Origin of the sequence: Pelagibacterium flavum (assembly GCF_025854335.1) — a bacterium.
GTDB lineage: Bacteria > Pseudomonadota > Alphaproteobacteria > Rhizobiales > Devosiaceae > Pelagibacterium > Pelagibacterium flavum.
Map to the genome: position 1 here is coordinate 3160363 of NZ_CP107716.1, position 19036 is coordinate 3179398.

At 60.2% G+C, this 19036-nt stretch carries 21 protein-coding genes; 10 read left to right on the top strand and 11 right to left on the bottom strand.

The window, feature by feature from the left end; all coding sequences use genetic code 11:
- Positions 1 to 61 precede the first annotated feature (61 nt).
- Both ctaD and coxB read right to left on the bottom strand, forming a co-directional pair.
- Positions 62 to 1717, bottom strand: a complete 1656-nt coding sequence (ctaD, locus tag OF122_RS15925) for a cytochrome c oxidase subunit I (protein ID WP_264225170.1) — start codon at positions 1715 to 1717, stop codon at positions 62 to 64.
- A gap of 27 nt (positions 1718 to 1744) precedes the next feature.
- Entirely contained in the window at positions 1745 to 2650 is a 906-nt protein-coding gene (gene coxB / locus OF122_RS15930) for a cytochrome c oxidase subunit II (RefSeq protein ID WP_264225171.1), read from the bottom strand.
- A gap of 313 nt (positions 2651 to 2963) precedes the next feature.
- Between coxB and OF122_RS15935 the strand changes: the two genes are divergently transcribed.
- A complete protein-coding gene (locus OF122_RS15935; RefSeq protein WP_264225172.1) occupies positions 2964 to 3458 on the top strand; it encodes an invasion associated locus B family protein in 495 nt (164 codons plus the stop codon).
- Positions 3459 to 3617: 159 nt separating this feature from the next.
- On the opposite strand, the gene OF122_RS15940 is transcribed toward OF122_RS15935, so the two are convergent.
- Positions 3618 to 3824 (bottom strand): DUF1127 domain-containing protein, encoded by a 207-nt coding sequence (locus OF122_RS15940; protein WP_264225173.1) that lies wholly within the window; start codon positions 3822 to 3824, stop codon positions 3618 to 3620.
- A gap of 147 nt (positions 3825 to 3971) precedes the next feature.
- On the opposite strand from OF122_RS15940, the gene OF122_RS15945 reads away from it, so the two are divergent.
- Positions 3972 to 4883, top strand: a complete 912-nt coding sequence (locus OF122_RS15945) for a LysR family transcriptional regulator (RefSeq protein ID WP_264225174.1) — start codon at positions 3972 to 3974, stop codon at positions 4881 to 4883.
- A 3-nt stretch (positions 4884 to 4886) separates the two neighbouring features.
- Here the strand turns inward: OF122_RS15945 and OF122_RS15950 are convergent, their stop codons facing one another.
- Entirely contained in the window at positions 4887 to 5471 is a 585-nt protein-coding gene (locus OF122_RS15950) for a MarR family winged helix-turn-helix transcriptional regulator (RefSeq protein WP_264225175.1), read from the bottom strand.
- Between the two features lie 72 nt (positions 5472 to 5543).
- On the opposite strand from OF122_RS15950, the gene OF122_RS15955 reads away from it, so the two are divergent.
- Positions 5544 to 6521 (top strand): ATP-binding cassette domain-containing protein, encoded by a 978-nt coding sequence (locus OF122_RS15955; protein ID WP_264225176.1) that lies wholly within the window; start codon positions 5544 to 5546, stop codon positions 6519 to 6521.
- Positions 6522 to 6535: 14 nt separating this feature from the next.
- Positions 6536 to 7297 (top strand): ABC transporter permease, encoded by a 762-nt coding sequence (locus OF122_RS15960; protein WP_264225177.1) that lies wholly within the window; start codon positions 6536 to 6538, stop codon positions 7295 to 7297.
- Position 7298: 1 nt separating this feature from the next.
- Here OF122_RS15960 and OF122_RS15965 read toward each other — a convergent pair whose 3' ends face one another.
- Together OF122_RS15965 and OF122_RS15970 are read right to left on the bottom strand one after the other, a co-directional pair.
- Positions 7299 to 8678: a glutamate--cysteine ligase gene (locus tag OF122_RS15965; protein WP_264225178.1), complete on the bottom strand. Its 1380-nt coding sequence runs from the start codon at positions 8676 to 8678 to the stop codon at positions 7299 to 7301.
- A gap of 101 nt (positions 8679 to 8779) precedes the next feature.
- Entirely contained in the window at positions 8780 to 9520 is a 741-nt protein-coding gene (locus OF122_RS15970) for a 16S rRNA (uracil(1498)-N(3))-methyltransferase (RefSeq protein ID WP_264225179.1), read from the bottom strand.
- 72 nt (positions 9521 to 9592) lie between these two features.
- On the opposite strand from OF122_RS15970, the gene ubiA reads away from it, so the two are divergent.
- A complete protein-coding gene (gene ubiA / locus OF122_RS15975; RefSeq protein ID WP_264225180.1) occupies positions 9593 to 10519 on the top strand; it encodes a 4-hydroxybenzoate octaprenyltransferase in 927 nt (308 codons plus the stop codon).
- 65 nt (positions 10520 to 10584) lie between these two features.
- Here the strand turns inward: ubiA and OF122_RS15980 are convergent, their stop codons facing one another.
- Positions 10585 to 11097 carry a DUF6101 family protein gene (locus OF122_RS15980; RefSeq protein ID WP_264225181.1) on the bottom strand — a complete coding sequence of 171 codons (513 nt, stop codon included), beginning with the start codon at positions 11095 to 11097 and terminating at the stop codon, positions 10585 to 10587.
- 266 nt (positions 11098 to 11363) lie between these two features.
- On the opposite strand from OF122_RS15980, the gene OF122_RS15985 reads away from it, so the two are divergent.
- On the top strand, positions 11364 to 12203 hold the full coding sequence (locus tag OF122_RS15985; protein ID WP_264225182.1) for a 3'(2'),5'-bisphosphate nucleotidase CysQ: 840 nt from the start codon (positions 11364 to 11366) through the stop codon (positions 12201 to 12203).
- Positions 12204 to 12206: 3 nt separating this feature from the next.
- Positions 12207 to 12443 carry a DUF4170 domain-containing protein gene (locus OF122_RS15990; protein WP_264225183.1) on the top strand — a complete coding sequence of 79 codons (237 nt, stop codon included), beginning with the start codon at positions 12207 to 12209 and terminating at the stop codon, positions 12441 to 12443.
- 11 nt (positions 12444 to 12454) lie between these two features.
- Here OF122_RS15990 and OF122_RS15995 read toward each other — a convergent pair whose 3' ends face one another.
- Together OF122_RS15995 and xseA are read right to left on the bottom strand one after the other, a co-directional pair.
- Positions 12455 to 12676 carry a DUF2093 domain-containing protein gene (locus OF122_RS15995; RefSeq protein WP_264225184.1) on the bottom strand — a complete coding sequence of 74 codons (222 nt, stop codon included), beginning with the start codon at positions 12674 to 12676 and terminating at the stop codon, positions 12455 to 12457.
- A gap of 46 nt (positions 12677 to 12722) precedes the next feature.
- Complete coding sequence (xseA, locus tag OF122_RS16000; protein ID WP_264225185.1) at positions 12723 to 14273, bottom strand: exodeoxyribonuclease VII large subunit; 1551 nt, start codon at positions 14271 to 14273, stop codon at positions 12723 to 12725.
- 100 nt (positions 14274 to 14373) lie between these two features.
- On the opposite strand from xseA, the gene purD reads away from it, so the two are divergent.
- Both purD and OF122_RS16010 read left to right on the top strand, forming a co-directional pair.
- Positions 14374 to 15633 (top strand): phosphoribosylamine--glycine ligase, encoded by a 1260-nt coding sequence (gene purD / locus OF122_RS16005; protein WP_264225186.1) that lies wholly within the window; start codon positions 14374 to 14376, stop codon positions 15631 to 15633.
- A 66-nt stretch (positions 15634 to 15699) separates the two neighbouring features.
- Complete coding sequence (locus OF122_RS16010) at positions 15700 to 16563, top strand: patatin-like phospholipase family protein (protein WP_264225187.1); 864 nt, start codon at positions 15700 to 15702, stop codon at positions 16561 to 16563.
- Here OF122_RS16010 and OF122_RS16015 read toward each other — a convergent pair.
- On the bottom strand, positions 16535 to 16984 hold the full coding sequence (locus OF122_RS16015) for a nucleoside deaminase (protein ID WP_264225188.1): 450 nt from the start codon (positions 16982 to 16984) through the stop codon (positions 16535 to 16537). The two genes, OF122_RS16010 and OF122_RS16015, sit on opposite strands and share 29 nt — an antisense overlap.
- Before the next feature lie 74 nt (positions 16985 to 17058).
- On the opposite strand from OF122_RS16015, the gene mutL reads away from it, so the two are divergent.
- Positions 17059 to 18879, top strand: a complete 1821-nt coding sequence (mutL, locus tag OF122_RS16020) for a DNA mismatch repair endonuclease MutL (RefSeq protein ID WP_264225189.1) — start codon at positions 17059 to 17061, stop codon at positions 18877 to 18879.
- A 22-nt stretch (positions 18880 to 18901) separates the two neighbouring features.
- Here the strand turns inward: mutL and OF122_RS16025 are convergent, their stop codons facing one another.
- Positions 18902 to 19033 carry a hypothetical protein gene (locus OF122_RS16025; RefSeq protein WP_264225190.1) on the bottom strand — a complete coding sequence of 44 codons (132 nt, stop codon included), beginning with the start codon at positions 19031 to 19033 and terminating at the stop codon, positions 18902 to 18904.
- Positions 19034 to 19036: the final 3 nt, after the last annotated feature.

A 19036-nucleotide genomic window follows, 5' to 3' on the forward strand; every position in this document is an offset into this window, starting at 1 on the left:
TCAAAGCGCAACCCGGTCGCCCGGGTTGCAAAGAAGTTGCGGTTCAGACTGACCGTCGTGCTTACTTGAAGCGCGGCAGGGTCTCGAACTGGTGGAATGGCGGAGGCGAGCTCAATGTCCATTCCAGCGTGGTCGCACCCTCTCCCCAGGGATTGTCCGCTGCCTTGCGCTTTTTGGCGAAGGCTTCGAACACCGAGAAAAAGAACACGCCCATGGCAACCAGGGTCACAAGGTACCCCCAGGACGACACGCTGTTCCACAGCGCATAGCTGTCGGGATAATCGATATAGCGGCGGGGCATGCCCGCCAGACCCAGGAAGTGCTGCGGGAAGAAGATCAGGTTCACACCGACGAACATGATCCAGAAGTGCAGTTTGCCCAGGAACTCGCTGTACATCACGCCGAACATCTTGGGGAACCAATAGTACCAGCCCGCAAAGATGGTGAAGACGGCGCCCAGCGAGAGCACGTAGTGGAAGTGGGCAACCACGTAATAGGTGTCGTGCAGGGCGCGGTCGGCACCGGCGTTGGCCAGCACGACGCCGGTTACACCACCTACGGTGAACAGGAAGATGAAGCCCACGGCCCAGAGCATGGGCGTGGTGAACCGCATCGAGCCGCCCCACATCGTGGCAATCCACGAGAAGATCTTAACGCCGGTCGGAACCGCGATGATCATCGTCGCGGCAACGAAATAGCGCTGCGTGTTGAGCGATATGCCGGTCGTGTACATGTGGTGCGCCCACACGATGAAGCCGACCGCACCGATCGCGACCATGGCCATTACCATCCCCAGATATCCGAAGATGGGCTTGCGCGAGAAGGTCGAGATGATGTGGCTGATAATGCCGAAGCCCGGCAGGATCATGATGTAGACTTCAGGATGACCGAAGAACCAGAAAAGGTGCTGGAAAAGGATCGGATCACCACCGCCGGCCGGATCGAAGAACGCCGTGCCGAAATTGCGGTCGGTCAACAGCATGGTGATGGCACCGGCGAGGACCGGCAGAGCCAGCAGCAGCAGGAACGCGGTGACCAGCACCGACCAGGCAAAGAGCGGCATCTTGAACATGGTCATGCCGGGGGCACGCATGTTCAGGATCGTGGTGATGAAGTTGATGGCACCAAGGATCGAGGAGGCACCGGCCAGGTGGAGCGAGAGGATCGCGTAATCCATGGCCGGGCCCGGCTGACCCGAGGTCGAGAAAGGCGGATAGATCGTCCAGCCGCCGCCGACACCCATGGCGCCCGGAGGGCCTTCCATGAACAGGCTCATCAAAAGCAGCAGGAAGGCGGGCGGCAGGAGCCAGAACGAGATGTTGTTCATGCGCGGGAACGCCATGTCAGGCGCACCGATCATGAGCGGCACGAAATAGTTCGCAAAGCCGCCGATAACCGCCGGCATGACCATGAAGAACACCATGATCAGACCGTGCGCGGTCGTGAACACGTTGAACATATGCTTGCCGGCATCGATCGAGGCATCGCCACCGACGCCATAAACCATCTGGGCAAGGCCGGGGAAAATCTGGATACCCGGCTCGGCCAGCTCCCAGCGCATGAAGCCCGAAAGCGCGCCGCCGACGATCCCTGCAACGATCGCGAAGATCAGGTACAGGATGCCGATATCTTTATGGTTGGTGGAATAGACCCACCGCTTCCAACCGGCGGGAGCTCCGTGTGCGGCATCGGAATGAGCTGCTTCAGCGTGTGCCATGTTCTTACCTTCTAATTCTCTTGCCGCTTACTGGATCGACGCCATCAGCGCAGTGTTGGCATCTGCCAGGCTGCCTTCTTCGGCTGCTGCCAGCCATGCATCGAACTGGTCCTGCTCGACGACGCGCACGGCGATGGGCATGAACGCATGGTCCTTGCCGCAGAGTTCGGAGCACTGACCATAGTATATGCCGGTTTCGCGCGCATAGAACCAGGTTTCATTATTGCGGCTGGTGACCGCATCGACCTTGATGCCGAACGAGGGCACGGCAAAGGCGTGCAGAACGTCGGCGGCGGTGACCAGAACACGGACGGTCGTGTTGACCGGAACCACGAGTTCATTGTCGACGGCCAGAAGGCGCGGCTGGTCGGGCTTGTTGGCTTCACGCTGCTCTTCATTGAGCATGATCGAGACGAAGTCGACGCCCTCGTCCATATACTCATAGCCCCAGTACCACTGGTAGCCGGTCGCCTTGATGGTCAGGGACGGCTCGGGGACTTCGACGTCGCCACCAAAGATCTGAGATCCGAGATAGGTGCGCTCGCCATCGGGAATGGTCTGCTGATCGGCCAGAACGCCAAAGGAGGGAATGGCGATCACAAAGAGGACCAACACCGGAACCACGGTCCAGACGATCTCGATGAGCGTGTTGTGCGTCACCTTCGATGGCGTGGGGTTGGTGCGCTGGTTGAAGCGCACGATCACCACGATCAGCAGCACCAGAACCAGAAGGACGATCGCCGTGATGATCCACATCAAGAGGTTGTCATGGAACGCGACTATCGAGTCCATGATGGGGGTAACCGAGGGTTGGAAACCGATCTGACCGGGAGCGGCGTGGCCAGCTTCCTGAGCCGAGGCAATTGCCGGGATCAGCGCAAAAAACAGCGCGGCGAGTGAGGCTCTGACCAGACGGAAAGAAAATCCTGTCACCTGGACTTCTCCTGAACATAATTTGTTATTGCGCTCCCTAGCACGTCCGCTCCGCGCGGCAAATGCCGCACGCTCCCGACTCATGCTGGGTGCCCGATTTTTCTCGGTGCAGCTAAACCACATGTTTTTGACCAAGGCAATTGGACTGGAGGTCACATTTCGTGCGTCAAATTGCGCCAATCGCGCCTTATGGGCGCCCCAGTTGTGGGATTTGTGCCCGGTTTAGCCCGGTCATGTTGACAAGGACCGCCCCCCTGCCCGACACATCGCTAACCACCCGCTTGCCGGGAACTGCCAGGAGACAATAGCTTTCATGCGCCATCTTGCACCCCTTGCCGCCCTTGTGGCCTCTCTTTGCCTCGCCGGCCCGGCATTCGCACAGGGCGCTGTCCGTTCCCAGCACGGGGACTGGCAGATGACCTGCGATCTGGTGCCCGGGGCGACCGACGAACAATGTGCGCTGATTCAGAATGTCACCGCCGAGGATCAGCCCAATGTCGCGCTTTCGGTGATCGTGCTCAAGACAGCCGACCAGGAGGCGCGGCTGCTGCGCGTCCTTGCCCCGCTCGGGGTGCTCTTGCCCAACGGGCTCGGCCTTAACATCGACGGCGAGGATCTTGGCCGCGTGGCGTTCGTCCGCTGCCTGCCCAATGGCTGCGTTGCCGAAGTGGTCATGGACGACGAGTTGATGGCGCAGCTCTCTGAAGGCGAGAACGCGATCTTCATCGTGTTCCGCACCCCCGAGGAAGGCATCGGCATCCCCGTTTCCCTCAACGGGTTCGACGAGGGCTTTGCCGCCCTGCCCTGACCCCAGATGCAAAAAAGCCGGACCGCAAGCGGTCCGGCTGGGGCTAGGAAACAAGGCCAAAGGCAAAATCGACCTTGTTTCGGTCAGGCTCCCTTGACGGTCAGTCGCACCGGCAAAATGCGCAAGGACCAGGAACCCGATCAGGGCTTCAGCAAGGGGTCACCGAAGCCATTCTGCTGCACGCGCATTGCGGCGCGCGTCGAGAAGCTGGCCGGCGGCGGCACCGCCCTGGCGCATCGCTTCTGCGATATCGTAACGGGTCAGACCCATGTCGCTCAGCAGCGATGCATCCATCTGCATCATCGAGCGCAGGGTCGAGCGGCGCATACCGGCACCGAAACGGGATTTGAAATTGAACAGGGCCATGATCTTTACTCCATCACCCCATTCCCTATCGTTTTGATAGAGTTTAATGGGCGGCTTGTGTCTGCACCCGGTAGATAGGGGCTTGCTCTCCATTATTCAAACAAATAGATTTCATTCTCACGATCAATTTTTGTGATGGATTTGGCGATGGCCAGCCCCCTCGACCTGGACCAATTGCAAACCTTTTGCGCCATTGCCGATTGCGGCAGCTTCACCGAGGCTGCGCGACGGGTTTACAAGACCCAATCGGCGGTCTCCATGCAGATCAAGCGGCTTGAGGAGCGACTGGGACAGGCGTTGTTTCTGCGCGATGGGCGCAAGGTTTCGCTGACCACCGAGGGCGAGGCGCTTTACACCCGCGCCCGGCGCATGCTGAAAATCAATGCAGAGATCGTCGACATGTTTTCCAAGGACGATCTGGTGGGAAACATCCGATTTGGCGTGCCCGATGATTATGCGGTCAAGCTCCTGCCCGTAATCCTGTCGAGTTTTCAGCGCACCCATCCGCGCATTACTGTCGACGTGCGCTGCCAGCCATCCGAGGAACTTCTGGCCGGCATGCGCTCGGGGCTCTACGACATCATTGTCTTCACGCAAGGCACCATGCACGAATTCGGCGAGCTGTTCCGGACCGAAAAGATGTATTGGGTGGCGAGCCATGGCGGTCGCGCGCTGGCATCCGACCCCCTGCCGATGGCGTGCGGGCCGTCCTATTGCACGTGGCGGGCTGACGCGGTCGAAGCGCTCAACCGGATCAACCGCGATTTCCGGGTGGCCTATACCTCGTCGAACGCCACGGCGATTTCGTCGGCGGTGCTCTCGGATCTTGCCGTCGGCTTTCTGCCCGAAAGTGCCCTGCAGCCGGGAATGCGGGTCATTTCGCAGGACCAGGGGCTGCCCCGCCTCAACGATGCGCAGATCGCGCTGCTGCGGGCATCACACGCCTATGGCGGGATTTACGATGCGCTGGCCACCCATATCGTGGAAAGTATGGGCAATCTGCCGGGTTTATATTACGCGCGGGACGAAGCAGCCGCCAACCCCTCGGCGGCCGAATAGCGGTCAATCCTCGAACAGGTCCGTGGTCACATCGAGCCCCTTGCGGCCCGCCGCGCGAATGGTGGCCGTCATTGCCCGGGACTCGCGCTCGAACGCGCGGGCCTCCACAAGCCGATCCTCAGGGCCGGCGCCGGCATCGGGGAGGTGTTGCTCGAGCAGGCGCGCGCGCTCATTGTTCAGAGCAGCGCTGATGGTCAGATAGCGATGAACCGCCTCCAGCTCGGCTTCGGAAAAGCCCGAAGTGATCAAGGCGCCGATCTCCTCGAACTGTCCAAAAATTCTCGCGCCGATCGTCCTCATAAGTGGAGTCAGCTCGACCCAGATTTTGCGCCGGTCAGTTTCGTCGCGTTTGCGTTCGATATAACCGGCAGCCTCCAGGCGGTCGATCAGCGCCGTCACCGCGCCGGTCGTCAGCCCCGCCTGCTCGGCCAACTGGCCCGCCGTCATGCGCTGGTTCTGATCGATCAGATCCAGACACCGTCCGTCAGTTCGGTTGATACCGAGAAACCGGTTCATGACTTCGTCGAACCGCGCATTGGCTACCTGGTCCAATCGCACGGCCTGAGAGAGACGCCCGCCAATCGACATCTAACTTGACACTCCATTATCTTGGAAATTAAGATAATTATATATCAAGTTATCGGGACGGACCAGCTTAAAATGACGACAGAGTTTCCGGAGACCATGATTTCAGCGTACGGGCTGAAGCGGGTTTACAAGACAGGGAAATCGGAAATCAACGCGGTCCGTGGCGTCGACTTGACGGTCAAGCGTAGTGAAATCGTCGGTTTCCTGGGCCCGAACGGGGCGGGAAAAACCACGACGCTTAAAATGCTGTGCACGCTGCTCGAACCCACAGACGGCACAGGCACCGTGGCTGGCTGCGATTTGCGCGCCGACCCTGAGGGCGTTCGGCGGCGCATCGGTTATGTTTCTCAGTCAGGCAGCACGTTGGGCGATGCCTTGGCCGGCAACGAGATCGTCGACCATGCCCGGCTTTACGGCATCGACAAGAAAACGGCGGTCGAACGCGGCAAGGCGCTGCTCAAGGCCCTTGATCTCGAAGGCATATGGGACCGCAAGTGTAACGCGCTTTCGGGCGGGCAGCGGCGCCGACTCGATATCGTCATGGGCCTGATCAACGAGCCGATGCTGGTGTTTCTCGATGAACCCTCGACCGGGCTGGACCCGCAGAGCCGGGCGAACCTGTGGGGGCATATCAGCAAATTGCGCGATGAGATGGGCACCACCGTATTCATAACCACGCACTACATGGACGAGGCCGACCAGCTTTGTGACCGCATTCTGGTGATGGACCATGGCGAGATCGTCGCCGAGGGCACGCAGGCCGAGCTCAAGAAGAAGATTTCCGGCGACATGGTAAGCATCACCGTGGCTGAAGAGGCAAGCGTATCGGTTGCACTCGAATTGGCCACCCAACTTGAAGGGGCCGATACTCCCCTTGTCGATGGATGCACCATAAGCCTGCACGTGCCAGAGGGAGGCTCGGTGCTGCCGCGCCTCTTGCGTGATCTCGACCGCAAGGGCGTTGAAATCATCGGCGTGGAGCTCAAACGCCCCACACTCGACGACGTCTTTCTGACCCTGACCGGGCGCTCTCTGCGCGAAGCGGCGTAACGGAGAACAAACCCATGCGCTTTTTCAACGAAACCTTTGTCGTTTTCCAGCGCCAGCTTCGCCTGTCGCTCGCCAACCCCACCTGGATGGCCATTTCGATCCTCCAGCCCATACTTTATCTCACGCTGTTCGGGCCTCTGCTCCAGCAAGTTGCCCAGACACCCGGATTTCCGGCGGGCGACGCCTGGACGGTTTTCGTGCCGGGACTGCTGGTTCAACTCGGCATTTTCGGGGCCTCGTTCGTGGGCTTCGGAATTATCGCCGAGTGGCGCTCGGGGGTCATCGATCGCATGCTCGTCACTCCGGCCAGCCGATGGTCGCTGATCGGCGGGCGCGTCCTGCATGATACGCTCATGGTCATGGTGCAAGGCGCCATCCTGGTGGCTGCGGCAACGCTGATGGGTCTGCGCGCACCTCTCGACGTCATTATCCTCGGGCTGGTTCTGGTGGGCCTTCTGGGCGCGGCGTTTTCGGCCATTTCCTATGGAACGGCGCTGTCGCTCAAAAGCGAAAACGCCTTTGCGCCCCTCGTCAACATGTTCGCGCTGCCCATCCTGCTGCTTTCGGGCATTCTCCTGCCCATGACACTCGCGCCGGGCTGGCTGCAGGTCGCGTCCGATTTCAATCCGATCAAGCACGTCGTTGAAGGACTGCGCGCTGTCTATCGCGGCGAAATCCTCGCTACGGAATCTCTGATCGGCTTTGTGATTGCGCTGATTTTCGTCCTGGTCGGCGCGTGGTTCGGGGCTCGGGTGTTCAAGGCGCAGACGAAATAGTTCAGGCTGCGTGGCGCGCCATGCCGTAGTCGGAAAATACCCGGCTGATATCGCCGTTCCACTCGCCGTGATAGAGGTCCAGCAGGCGCTCGGCGGGTGTCTTGCCGGTCTCGATCGTGTAATCGAGGGGCTTGAGGAACACCGTTTCGTCGGCCCCTTCCCAGTTGAGCCTGTTCCGGGCCTCGAGCCCGGACCGCGCAATAGCCAGCGCCTGTTTGGCGACGTCGAACAGGGTACCGTTGCGGAACGGGGTCTTGAGTGCCAGACGCGGAACCTCGTTGCGGAGCGATTGGCGCTCCTCCTGCGTCCAGTCCTTGACCAGATCCCAGGCCGCGTCGAGCGCGCTCTGATCGTAGAGCAACCCGACCCAGAAGGCGGGCAGTGCGCAGATACCCTGCCATGGCGCCCCATCGGCGCCACGCATCTCGAGAAACTGCTTCATGCGCACTTCGGGGAAAAGCGTGGACAGATGATCTTCCCAATCCTTGACCGTCGGCAGTTCACCCGGCAGTTGCGGCAGCTTGCCATCGAGAAAGTCGCGAAAACTTTCGCCTGCACAGTTGATATATTCGTCGTTGCGGATGACGAAATACATCGGCACATCGAGCGCATAATCGACATAGCGCTCAAAGCTCATCCCATCCTCGAACACAAAGGGCAGCATTCCGGTGCGGTCCTTGTCGGTGTTGAGCCAGATGTGAGAGCGGAATGAGAGCAGGCCGTTGGGTTTGCCGTCGAGGAAGGGCGAATTGGCAAACAACGCCGTCGCCACCGGCTGCAGCGCAAGACTGACCCGCATCTTCTTGACCATGTCGGCTTCGGACGCGAAATCGAGGTTGACCTGCACGGTGGCCGAACGGAACATCATGGAGGTTCCGAGCGTGCCGACCTTCTCCATATATGGCTTCATGATGCCGTAACGACTTTTGGGCATGAGGGGTATGTCACCGAGTGTCCACGTGGGCGTCACACCAAGGCCCAGGAAGTCGATGCCCATCGGATCGGTGAATTTGCGCAACAGCTTTAGATGCTCGTTGGCCTCGGTACAGGTCTGGTGAATGGTCTCCAAAGGCGCGCCTGAAAGCTCGAATTGCCCGCCAGGTTCGAGCGAAATCGCGCCGCCGCCCAAGGGGTTGTTGAGCCCGATCACCTTGTCGCGATCATAGTAGGGAAGCCAGGCGGTTTCGGCCTGCACCTTGTCGAGCAGCGCGCCGATTCCATTTTCGCCCTCGTAAGGCACGGGCCGATGGTCGTCGCGATAGAAGGTGAACTTTTCGTGCTCCGTCCCTATCCGCCAATCCGATTTTGGCTTGCAGCCGCGCGCGATCGCCTCGATCAACTGGCTTTTGGATTCGATCGTGGGCGACGGCTTATCGGCCATAGGGTACCTCGAAGAACAGGGGCATGGTTCCATGCCAGAGCGGCGACAATAGCGGGCGTTGATTTCAGATCAATACCCTTTATCGTCATCTTACGATAAATCTACCAATCGCCAGCGACTGCCTGAATAAGGGCCAGCGCGGCCACCGCAGCGGTGTCAGCGCGCAATATTCGCGGCCCCAGACTGATCGGGAAGACGAAATCGAGCCCCAACAATCTTTCGCGCTCCTCCTCAGAAAATCCGCCCTCGGGACCGATCAACAGGCCCAGTCGCCTGCCTTTGAGTCGGGTCAGCGTTTCCACCGGCGAGGCCGATGCGGCGGCTTCATCGCAAAAGACCAGAATACGGTCTCCATGATTATCGCGCCAACCGGTCACAAGTTTGTCGAAGCCGATCTCGGGCAAAACATCTGGCACGCTCAGCACTTCGCATTGCTGTGCGGCCTCGATGGCGTGGGCTTTGAGCTTGTCGGGATTAAGGCGGGCATTCTGGACATGGCGGGTAATCACAGGCTGGATGAGGCCAGCACCCATTTCGGTCGCCTTCTGGATCTCGTAATCGAGCCGCTTGATCGGCGCGAACCCAAACCAAAGGTCGTTGGCCTGGGTCTGCTCGGCAGTCCGCTCGATCAGGCGCAGCGAAACCCGTTTTTTGGCAACTTGCACGATTTCAGCGAGAAACGCGCCATCGCTGCCATTGAAGACAACGCAATTGTCACCCGGGGCTCGACGCAGCACGTTGACCAGATGGTTCGTCTGATCCTTGTCCAAAGCAATCTCGACCCCGTCCGAAAGCGATGTTTCGACAAAAAGGCGCGGCAGGGTCTTATGGGTACGCGGCATGGGCGGTTGACTTGGGCTTGTGAGTGGTTAGAGCCTTTTTGCCAGACAATGTTCCGGCACAAAAGGCAATCCATGCAGGACAATATTCCCGGTTCGGTCGCCGATGCCCCGAAAGGCAATTGGGTCGATCGCTATGCGCCAGCCTATGCAAAGCCCTACCTTCGTATGTCGCGGCTCGACCGCCCCATAGGCTACCAACTCCTGTTCTGGCCCTGTGCCTATGGGCTGGGACTGGTCAGCGTCGCCACAGGCGGTGCATTCAACTGGTGGCACTTCATCCTGTTTTTCGTCGGCGCCATCGCGATGCGCGGCGCTGGTTGCACGTTCAACGATATTGTCGACCGCGACATCGACGACAAGGTGGCCCGTACGCGGTCGCGGCCCATTCCGTCGGGGCAGGTCAGCGTCAGGCAAGCCGCCGTCTGGCTCGTCGCGCAATCGCTGGTCGGGCTTGCGGTGCTGGTCCAGTTCAACGGGTTTGCGATTATTCTCGGCATCGCCTCGCTGGCTCTGGTGGCGATATACCCATTCATGAAGCGGGTCACTTATTGGCCACAGCTTTTCCTGGGCCTGGCCTTTTCCTGGGGTGCCCTGCTGAGCTGGGCTACGGAAACCGGCGTCCTGGCGTGGCCCGCGTTGGTTCTCTATCTGGGATGTATCGCGTGGACCATCGGGTACGACACGATCTATGCCCTGCAGGATGTCGAGGACGATGCGTTGATCGGCGTTAAATCCACCGCCCGGCTGGCGGGGGAAAACGTTGTCCCCTTCGTCGCAATATTTTACGGCCTGGCCGCGATCCTGTGGGGCATCGCAGCCCTCATGGCGGGAGCGAGTCTTGTATTTTTTGCTCTTTTCCTCGCAACGGTGGCGATACTGTCCTGGCAGGTTCTGACCATCGAGCGCACCAATGGCGGGCGCAGCCTGATGCTGTTCAAATCCAACCATTGGCTGGGGGTCGCGCTGACCGCAGCGTTTGTCATCGAGGGGTTTTTCTAGGCCGATATGCAAAGACCCCGCCAGGGGCGGGGCCGTGCCTGCTTTCGGAAGTCACTCGATTAGAATTACGCCTGCTTTTCGCCCGGCTTGCGGCGGCGGGCAAAGCGGGTGCGGCGTTCGGCTTCGGCCGAGAGCATCCGGCGGCCGTTCGAATTGCCGACCATGACGCCGTCGATCTGCTGGGAATATGCGACAAGCGCACCGTCCCCCGAGCGAATATAGAGCGGCAAGCGCAGCTTGCGACCCCAGTTCTGCCATTCGGCTACGACGTTGGAATTACCCTCCTCCTCAAAGACCCGGTAGTGGAGATCTTCGTTGGAATGGATGAGTTCGATGGCGCTGGAGAGATTGCCTTCGTCGGTAATGCGGGTTGAAACGGCAACGCCGACATATTCGGCGACCGGCACCTTGATCTTGACCGTGACACCGCTCTTGTCGAGTTTGCGCCGCACGGTTACGGTCATCAAGTCATCACGCCGACCGTTATCATTGGCTGCGTTATGAACCCGGTGCCGCGGATAGACCGCGCCTTGCAAAAGAGTCGATGGAAACCCATCGACGATCATGCCGAAAACCATTGTTAGCCTTCCTGTCAACTTCCGAGAGCTTTTTGTTTTGGTGCTCTCTTTTCGTTGGGGCCAATCTAGCGCGGCGCTCTCATCATCGGCTTAAAAAACGGGGTTAAGTTTCTCTTGTGTCAAAATGGGTTAGCGGAATCTCACCCTGTGTAAGAAGCGATTAACCGCACCGCTTGCGCACGCCCGATTATCAGCCTAACAAGGGCCCGAAGTGCCGCCCGCTCCAGCGGAAGGCGCGCGTGACACCGATCGGTTTGGGAGTGGGCATGCCCACCACTGTGCCCAAGGGCATTGAAGACGACATCAAGCTGCTCAAATCGGCGGCAGTTCATGCGGGGATCATCGCGCTCGGTTTTTTCAGAACCGATATGCGGACCTGGACCAAAAACATAACGTCTCCGGTCTCCGAAGCCGATATTGCGGTCGACAATTTCCTGTCCGGCGCATTACGGGCGGCGCGGCCCGATTATGGTTGGCTTAGCGAGGAAACTGCAGACTCCCCAGCCCGGCTGGACCACCAGCGTATTTTCATCGTCGACCCCATCGATGGGACGCGTGGATATATACGTGGTGAGGACAGTTGGACGATTTCGCTTGCGGTGGTCGAGAACGGAGTTGCTATTGCAGGCGTTGTGTATGCTCCGGCGCGCGACGAGATGTATGTGGGTGGACTTGGGCTTGGGGCCACTTGCAACGGCGTAACCCTGCGTGCCCACCGGACTGGCTCGGAAGCACCACTGATACCCGCTCCCGCCGCTGTTCATAACGAGCTTGCCGCAAGCGGGCTGAGCTATAGCAAGGGACCTGCCTATCCCTCGCTCGCCTATCGGCTGGTGCAGGTGGCATCCGGCAAGCTCGATGCGGCGGTTGCACGGCGCGGCGCGCAGGATTGGGACATTGCGGGCGCTGATATCATCCTTTCGGAAGCGGGCGCTCGCTTTGAGGATGTCTGTCTGGGGGCGCCGCGCTACAACGGCACCGATACGCGCCACGCGGCGCTTGCCGCCACCGCCGACATTTCACTATTAACGCCCTTGTGCGATGCCTTGCGCGTCGTCTATGGCTGCCCGCAACCCGATTCCGACAATCCAGAACCACAGGCTTAAGGCATGAGCGAAGCACCGGCCAAACAATTGCTCCACCTCGTCATCGGCGGGGAGATGTCCGATCTCGAAGGCGTCGAGTTCAAAAATCTCGATGAGGTCGATATCGTTGGCGTCTACCCCAACTATGCCTCAGCCTATGCGGTCTGGAAGCAGAAGGCGCAGATGACCGTGGACAATGCGGAGATGCGGTACTTCATCGTGCATATGCACAAGCTGCTGGACCCCGCCGAAGCGCACTAGTTCCTACGGGGTTATTTTTCGCCGATGGATCGCTGATAGGCCGTGAATGCGGCTTTGGCATCGGCGTATGCCTCCTGCTTGTCCACGCTCCAATAGGTCAGATCCTCAATAGGGATGGGCGCATTGGTGATTGCGCAGCGCACAAAGGTGCCCGGCTTGACGACAACGTAGTCGGCATCAAGATAACGAATTTTGGCTTCGGACGGCGCAAAGCCGGAATCGAGAATGTTCATGTGCGACCTTCCTCTACCCTCTGTTTAGCGGGCTTTGGGATGGCGGTCAAAATAGACTTTCCTGTTCGCCGCCGCCACTTTCAGAGCGCGTTTTCTTCCGCGGAATCGGAGGTGCACCGGAAACCGTTGCAGCAATCGAGCCCTGAGCCACGTCGATGGTCAGCGCGTCGCCGGGTTTGACGTCATCGGATGCGCGCACGAGATTGCCGCTGGCATCGGTGACCAACGCGAATCCTCTGGCCAGAACCTGATGATAGCTGACCGATGTCAGCAATTTCGACAGCCCATCGAGCCGCGCCCGACGGGTTTCGACGATGCGGATGAACGCGGGGTCCATACGATTGGAAATCGCATCGAGATGGCGGTGTCCCTGAGCGATTGGTGTTGTGAGTAGGCCGGGGCGCAATCGGCTGGCGATCGGTGAAAACGCAACCCGCGCTCGCCCGGCCCTTGTCTGCAACCCATGGCGACCTCTTGTGCTCGCGGTTTGCAGCCTGTTGGCGGCGGCATCGAGCCTTTGGCGCAACAGACCGACCGCCAGACGGCCAGCGATCCGTTGATGATCCATGGCTTTGGTGTGCTGGGCTGCGCGCAAGCCCGACCCGAGCCGCGCCGTCGCCATATCGAGGCGCTGGCGCTGGGTGGAAACGAGATCACCGGGTCGAGGCAAACCTGCCGCTGCAGCACGGAGACGATCCTTGAGATTGCCGGAGATACGGCGCGCCGCCATGCGCTGACGTGAACCGAGATCATCGACATAGGCGATCAGTTCGCCACGCACCGGAACGGCCATTTCGGCGGCGCCCGTGGGGGTCGGAGCGCGCCTGTCAGCAACGTAGTCCACCAGCGTGATGTCGGTTTCGTGCCCAACGGCGGAGATGACCGGTATTGCCGAACGTGCGACGGCTCGGACCACGCTTTCCTCGTTAAAGCCCCACAGATCCTCGATAGAGCCGCCACCGCGTGCGACGATGAGCAGGTCGGGGCGCGGGATGGGGCCCTCGGGCGGAAAGGCGTTGAAGCCATCGATGGCGGCGGTCACCTCAGGTGCGCAGGTATCGCCCTGCACCCGAACCGGCCAAACAATCACATGAGAGGGAAACCGATCATCGAGACGATGGAGAATATCGCGGATCACCGCGCCGGTCGGAGAGGTCACGACCCCGATCACCCGCGGCAGGTAAGGGAGCTCCTTCTTGCGTTCTGGCGCGAACAGGCCCTCGGCGATGAATTTTTTCCGCCGCTCCTCGAGAAGTGCCATAAGGGCGCCGGCACCAGCGGGTTCGATGTTTTCAATAACAATCTGATATTTCGATGAGCGCGGATAGGTGGTCAGCCGCCCGGTGGCGATAATCTCCAGCCCTTCCTGAGGCTTGAAGGCAAGGCGCGAATAGTTGCCCTTCCAGACCACCGCATCCATGGCGGCGGCGTCATCCTTCAGTGTGAAATAGCAGTGGCCCGAACTGTGCTGGCCACGAAACCCGGAGATCTCGCCGCGCACCCGCACGTACCCGAACTGGTCCTCGACGGTGCGTTTGACCGCTTGGGAGATTTCGGAAACCGTGAATTCGAAGGCGTTGGACTGATTATCGCTCATAGGTGTCGTTGGTGACCGAGCCTTGCGGCGCCGTCAAGGGTGGCGGGTTGTCATCGCACATGATAGAGGGGCGCCAAACTCAAGGCAAAGAGGGTGAGGCATGCGGGTGTTGCTGATCGGATCGGGTGGACGCGAACATGCGCTGGCCTGGAAGATGACGCAATCGGAGCGGCTCGAGAAGCTGTTTGTCGCGCCCGGCAATGGCGGCACCCAGACCATTGCCGAAAATATCGCTCTCGACGTGACCGATCACGCGGCTGTTGTCGACTTTTCGTTACGCGAGAGGATCGACCTCGTGGTGGTAGGACCCGAAGTGCCGCTGGTGGCGGGCATTTCGGACGATTTGCGCGCAGCCGGAGTTGCCGTTTTCGGCCCGTCAAAGGTCGCTGCGCAGCTCGAAGGGTCCAAGGCCTTTACAAAGGCGTTGTGCGACGAGATGGGCATTCCTACTGCCGCGTATGGCAAATTCGACGCGCTCGAACCCGCGCTCGCCTATCTCGATCAGCACGGTGCTCCAATCGTCATCAAGGCCGACGGCCTGGCAGCCGGCAAGGGTGTTACTGTGGCTGAGACGCTGGAAGAGGCGCGAGAGGCCGTGCGCGATTGTTTTTCGGGAGCATTTGGTGCTGCGGGCGCGGAAGTGGTGATCGAAGAATGTCTGGTCGGCGAAGAAGCGAGCCTCTTTGCCATCTGCGATGGCGAATATACCATCCTTTTGCCCGCCGCGCAGGATCACAAGCGCGCCTTCGATGAGGATAAGGGACCCAATACAGGCGGCATGGGCGCCTATGCCCCCGCTCCTGTGATGACCGATGCAATGATAGAGCGCGCCTACCGCGAAATTGTCGCTCCGGCCATCAAGGGCATGGCGGCGCGTGGAACGCCTTTTTCCGGCGTGTTGTTCACTGGCCTGATGATGACCAAGGACGGCCCCAAGCTCATCGAATTCAACACCCGTTTCGGGGATCCCGAAACTCAGGTTCTGATGATGCTGCTCGAGAGCGATCTGCTCGATATCCTCGAAGGCACCGCGCATGGCACCCTCGCCAATGTTTCCCCGCGCTGGAAGCGCGGGGTCGCACTGACGGTGGTTCTCGCCGCTAGCGGTTATCCGGGCGCTTACGAGAAAAATACCGTCATAGCGAACGTCGAAGGGCTGGACAGTGATACCGTTCGGGTCTTTCACGCCGGCACGGTGCGGAACGGCGGCACCCTGCTTGCCAATGGTGGGCGAGTGCTAAACGTCACGGCGATTGGCGAGAATGTGAGCGAAGCGCGGGAACGCGCCTATGCCGCAGTCGACGCCATTAACTGGCCGGACGGATTTTGTCGGCGCGACATCGGCTGGCGGGCTCTGTAGCAGCAAACTCTTCTCAACCGTATATGGCTAGACTAGGCTGACGGAGGAACCGGAGGGCTTGTGGCCATGGGGACGATCAGTGATCCCAGAATAGGGATCGCGCTAGGGGGCGGAGCCGCCCGCGGACTGGCGCATATTCCTTTCATCGAAGCGATGGATGAGCTGGGGCTCGTCCCGCACCGGATCGCAGGCACGTCGATCGGCGCGCTGATCGGATCGGGCTGGGCAGCCGGGCTGACAGGCCGGGAAATCCGCGGGCTATCTTACGAAATGCTGGGGACAATGAACGGGCTGTTCGGACGCCTGCTGTCCACCCAGGTCCGGTCGATGGCAAAAATCTTCCGCGAGGGCATTTCGATCCAGCTCGATCCTGTTCAGGTGGTCGACACATTTACGCCCGACGATATGCCCGAGACATTTCAGGGGCTCAAGATTCCGTTCACCTGCGTTGCGACCGACTTCAGATCCTGGCATCAGGTCGCGTTTCATGAAGGCGCGCTCAAGCCGGCGCTGGCCGCCTCGCTAGCCGTCCCGAGCCTTTACAGGCCCGTCCATTTCCACAAGACGGTTCTGGTCGATGGCGGCGTAGTCAATCCCCTGCCGCTTGACCACGCGGCGGCAGGCACCGACATTCTGGTTGGTATCGACGTCAATGGCGATCCCCATGCTTGGCCGGACGGCTATATTCCGACGATGATCGATATCGGATTTGGCTCCGCCCAGATCATGATGCACCAGTTGATCGCCCATATGATCGCGGCCTATCCGCCCGACCTCTATTTCCGCCCCCACCATGTCAATATTGGCGCGCATGAATATTGGCGGGTACGGGAAATCATAAAGGCCGGCGAGGCCGAGAAGGATCGCTTCAAGCGGGAAATATCGGCCAAGGTCGAAGGATTCATCTCCGCTCAGCGAAAAATTTCCTGAGCATTTCTGCGGCCCTGCTCGCCGAGACACCTCCGATCACTTCGGGCGCATGATGGCAGGTGGGCTGGTCGAAAAACCGGACGCCGTTATCGACCGCCCCGCCCTTGGGATCCTCCGCAGCGTAATAAAGCCGCCGCAATTTGACGTGAGCAATGGCACCGGCGCACATGGTGCAGGGTTCGAGCGTCACATAGAGATCGCAATCGGCCAAACGTCCGGTGCCATCTGCGGCAAGTGCCGCACGGATGGCGTTGAATTCGGCATGGGCCGTGGGATCGGCGGTCTCGCGCATTGTGTTGCGTCCGGTGGCCAGCACCGCGCCATCGCGCATGATGACGGCGCCAACCGGCACTTCACCGGCCGCAGCAGCCTCCGCGGCGAGGGTAAACGCAATTTCCATGGGATTGTCGGACGTGGTCATGGTCTGGCGCTCATATCAGCTTTGGCGAGATGTGTCCGCCCCGCTAGAGTGGTCACAAAGGAGAATCAGCATCTATGGCCATTCGCCAGCTTCCAGACGATCTGGTCAACAAGATTGCCGCCGGCGAAGTCGTCGAGCGTCCGGCCAGCGTCGTAAAGGAGCTGGTCGAAAATGCGCTCGATGCTGGAGCGAAACGCATAGCAGTTACCACAGCGGCTGGGGGGAAGAGCCTGATCCGCATCGAGGATGACGGCCATGGCATGGACGAGGCCGATCTGGTGCTTTCCGTCGAACGGCACGCGACTTCAAAGCTCAAGGATGATGGGCTGGACGACATTCGGACCCTGGGGTTCCGTGGCGAGGCTCTGGCATCGATCGGTTCGGTGTCCGACCTCTCGATTGCTTCACGGACGCAGGACGCCGAAACGGGGCTCAAGATCTCGCTCAAGCGCGGTGTCAAATCCGGTCCGGTGCCGCATCCGGTTAATCGCGGTACGATTGTCGAGGTCAAGAACCTCTTTGCCGACATCCCGGCACGGCTGAAATTCCTAAAGACCGACAGAGCCGAGACCGGGGCTATAACCGATGTCATCAAGCGGCTCGCGATGGCGCATCGCGGTGTGCACTTCGTTTTGTCGGGCACTGACAGGCAGCCGATCAACTGGCCGGCACAGACCGGGGAAAATGCTGTCCATGCCAGACTGGCGCAGATTATCGGAGCGGATTTTCCCGAGAACGCGCAGCAGATCGGGTTTTCGCGGAGCGGGATCGTGGTTGGCGGGCTGGCAGGACTGCCGACCTATTCACGCGCCAATACGCTCAACCAGTTCTACTTCGTCAACGGCCGCTCGGTGCGCGACAAGGTACTGCTCGGGGCGGTGCGGGCTGCCTATGCCGATTTTCTGCACCGCGACCGGTTTCCGGTCATCGCACTATTCGTTGCCATCGACCCGGGTGAAGTCGATGTCAACGTGCACCCGACCAAAGCCGAATTGCGATTTCGCGATCAGGGCGCCGTGCGTGGCGCTGTTATCCGGGCCATCGGTGAAGCGCTGGCAGCGGCCGGTTTTCGGGCATCATCGAGCGTGGCGGAATCCGCGCTGGCCAGTTTTCGGGCCCCCGTATCTCCGGTCCCGGGCGAACCGACGAGCAGCTTTGCCGAACCGGGGGGCGTGTCGACCGGGTATAGAGCGCCATCGCCTTTGCTCGGGCAGCAGAGCACTTTCTCGCCTGGTCTGGCCGCCGAGATCCGTAAATTCGATGCGCCCAGCGCCCGGCACGAGCCGACGGAAATGCCGTCGGCGGAGCAGCAGGACTTTCCACTTGGTGTGGCGCGGGCCCAGGTCTTTGAGAATTACATCGTTGCCCAGAATGGCGACGCGCTGGTTCTGATCGACCAGCACGCCGCGCATGAACGGCTAGTCTATGAGCGATTTCGCGCGCAGTTGCGCAGCGGGCCGGTTGCCAGTCAGCGACAATTGATCCCGGTGGTTATCGATCTTCCAGAAGAAGACTGCGGACGGCTCGAGGAGGCCACTCCGGTGCTGGAAAGGCTCGGGCTTTATCTCGAACGATTTGGCCCTGGGGCAGTGGCGGTCAACGAAACCCCTGCCCTTCTGGGCCAAACCGACATTGAAGGTTTAATCCGCGATCTCGCGGACGGGCTGGCGGAATGGGACAATGTGGCGGTGCTTGAGGAACGCATGGATGCTATCATTGCCCGCATGGCGTGTCATGGATCGGTGCGATCAGGGCGACGTTTGCGCGCTGACGAGATGAACGCGCTGTTGCGCGAAATGGAGGCTACGCCCCATTCGGGTCAATGCATTCATGGACGCCCGACCTATATCGAACTCAAGAAGGGCGATCTGGAGCGCTTGTTCGGGCGCCGATAATCGTTGCCGATTCTAACGCCTTTCAGACCGAGCGAGTGTCGGCGTTGTTGGAAGGCGCACTGTCAACCTCGGCCTGAGCGGAAATGAGCAGCCCGGCTGTGGCCGCGGCCAGCGTGACCAAAGCGGCGATGATGCTCAGGATAACGAGTGCCATTGC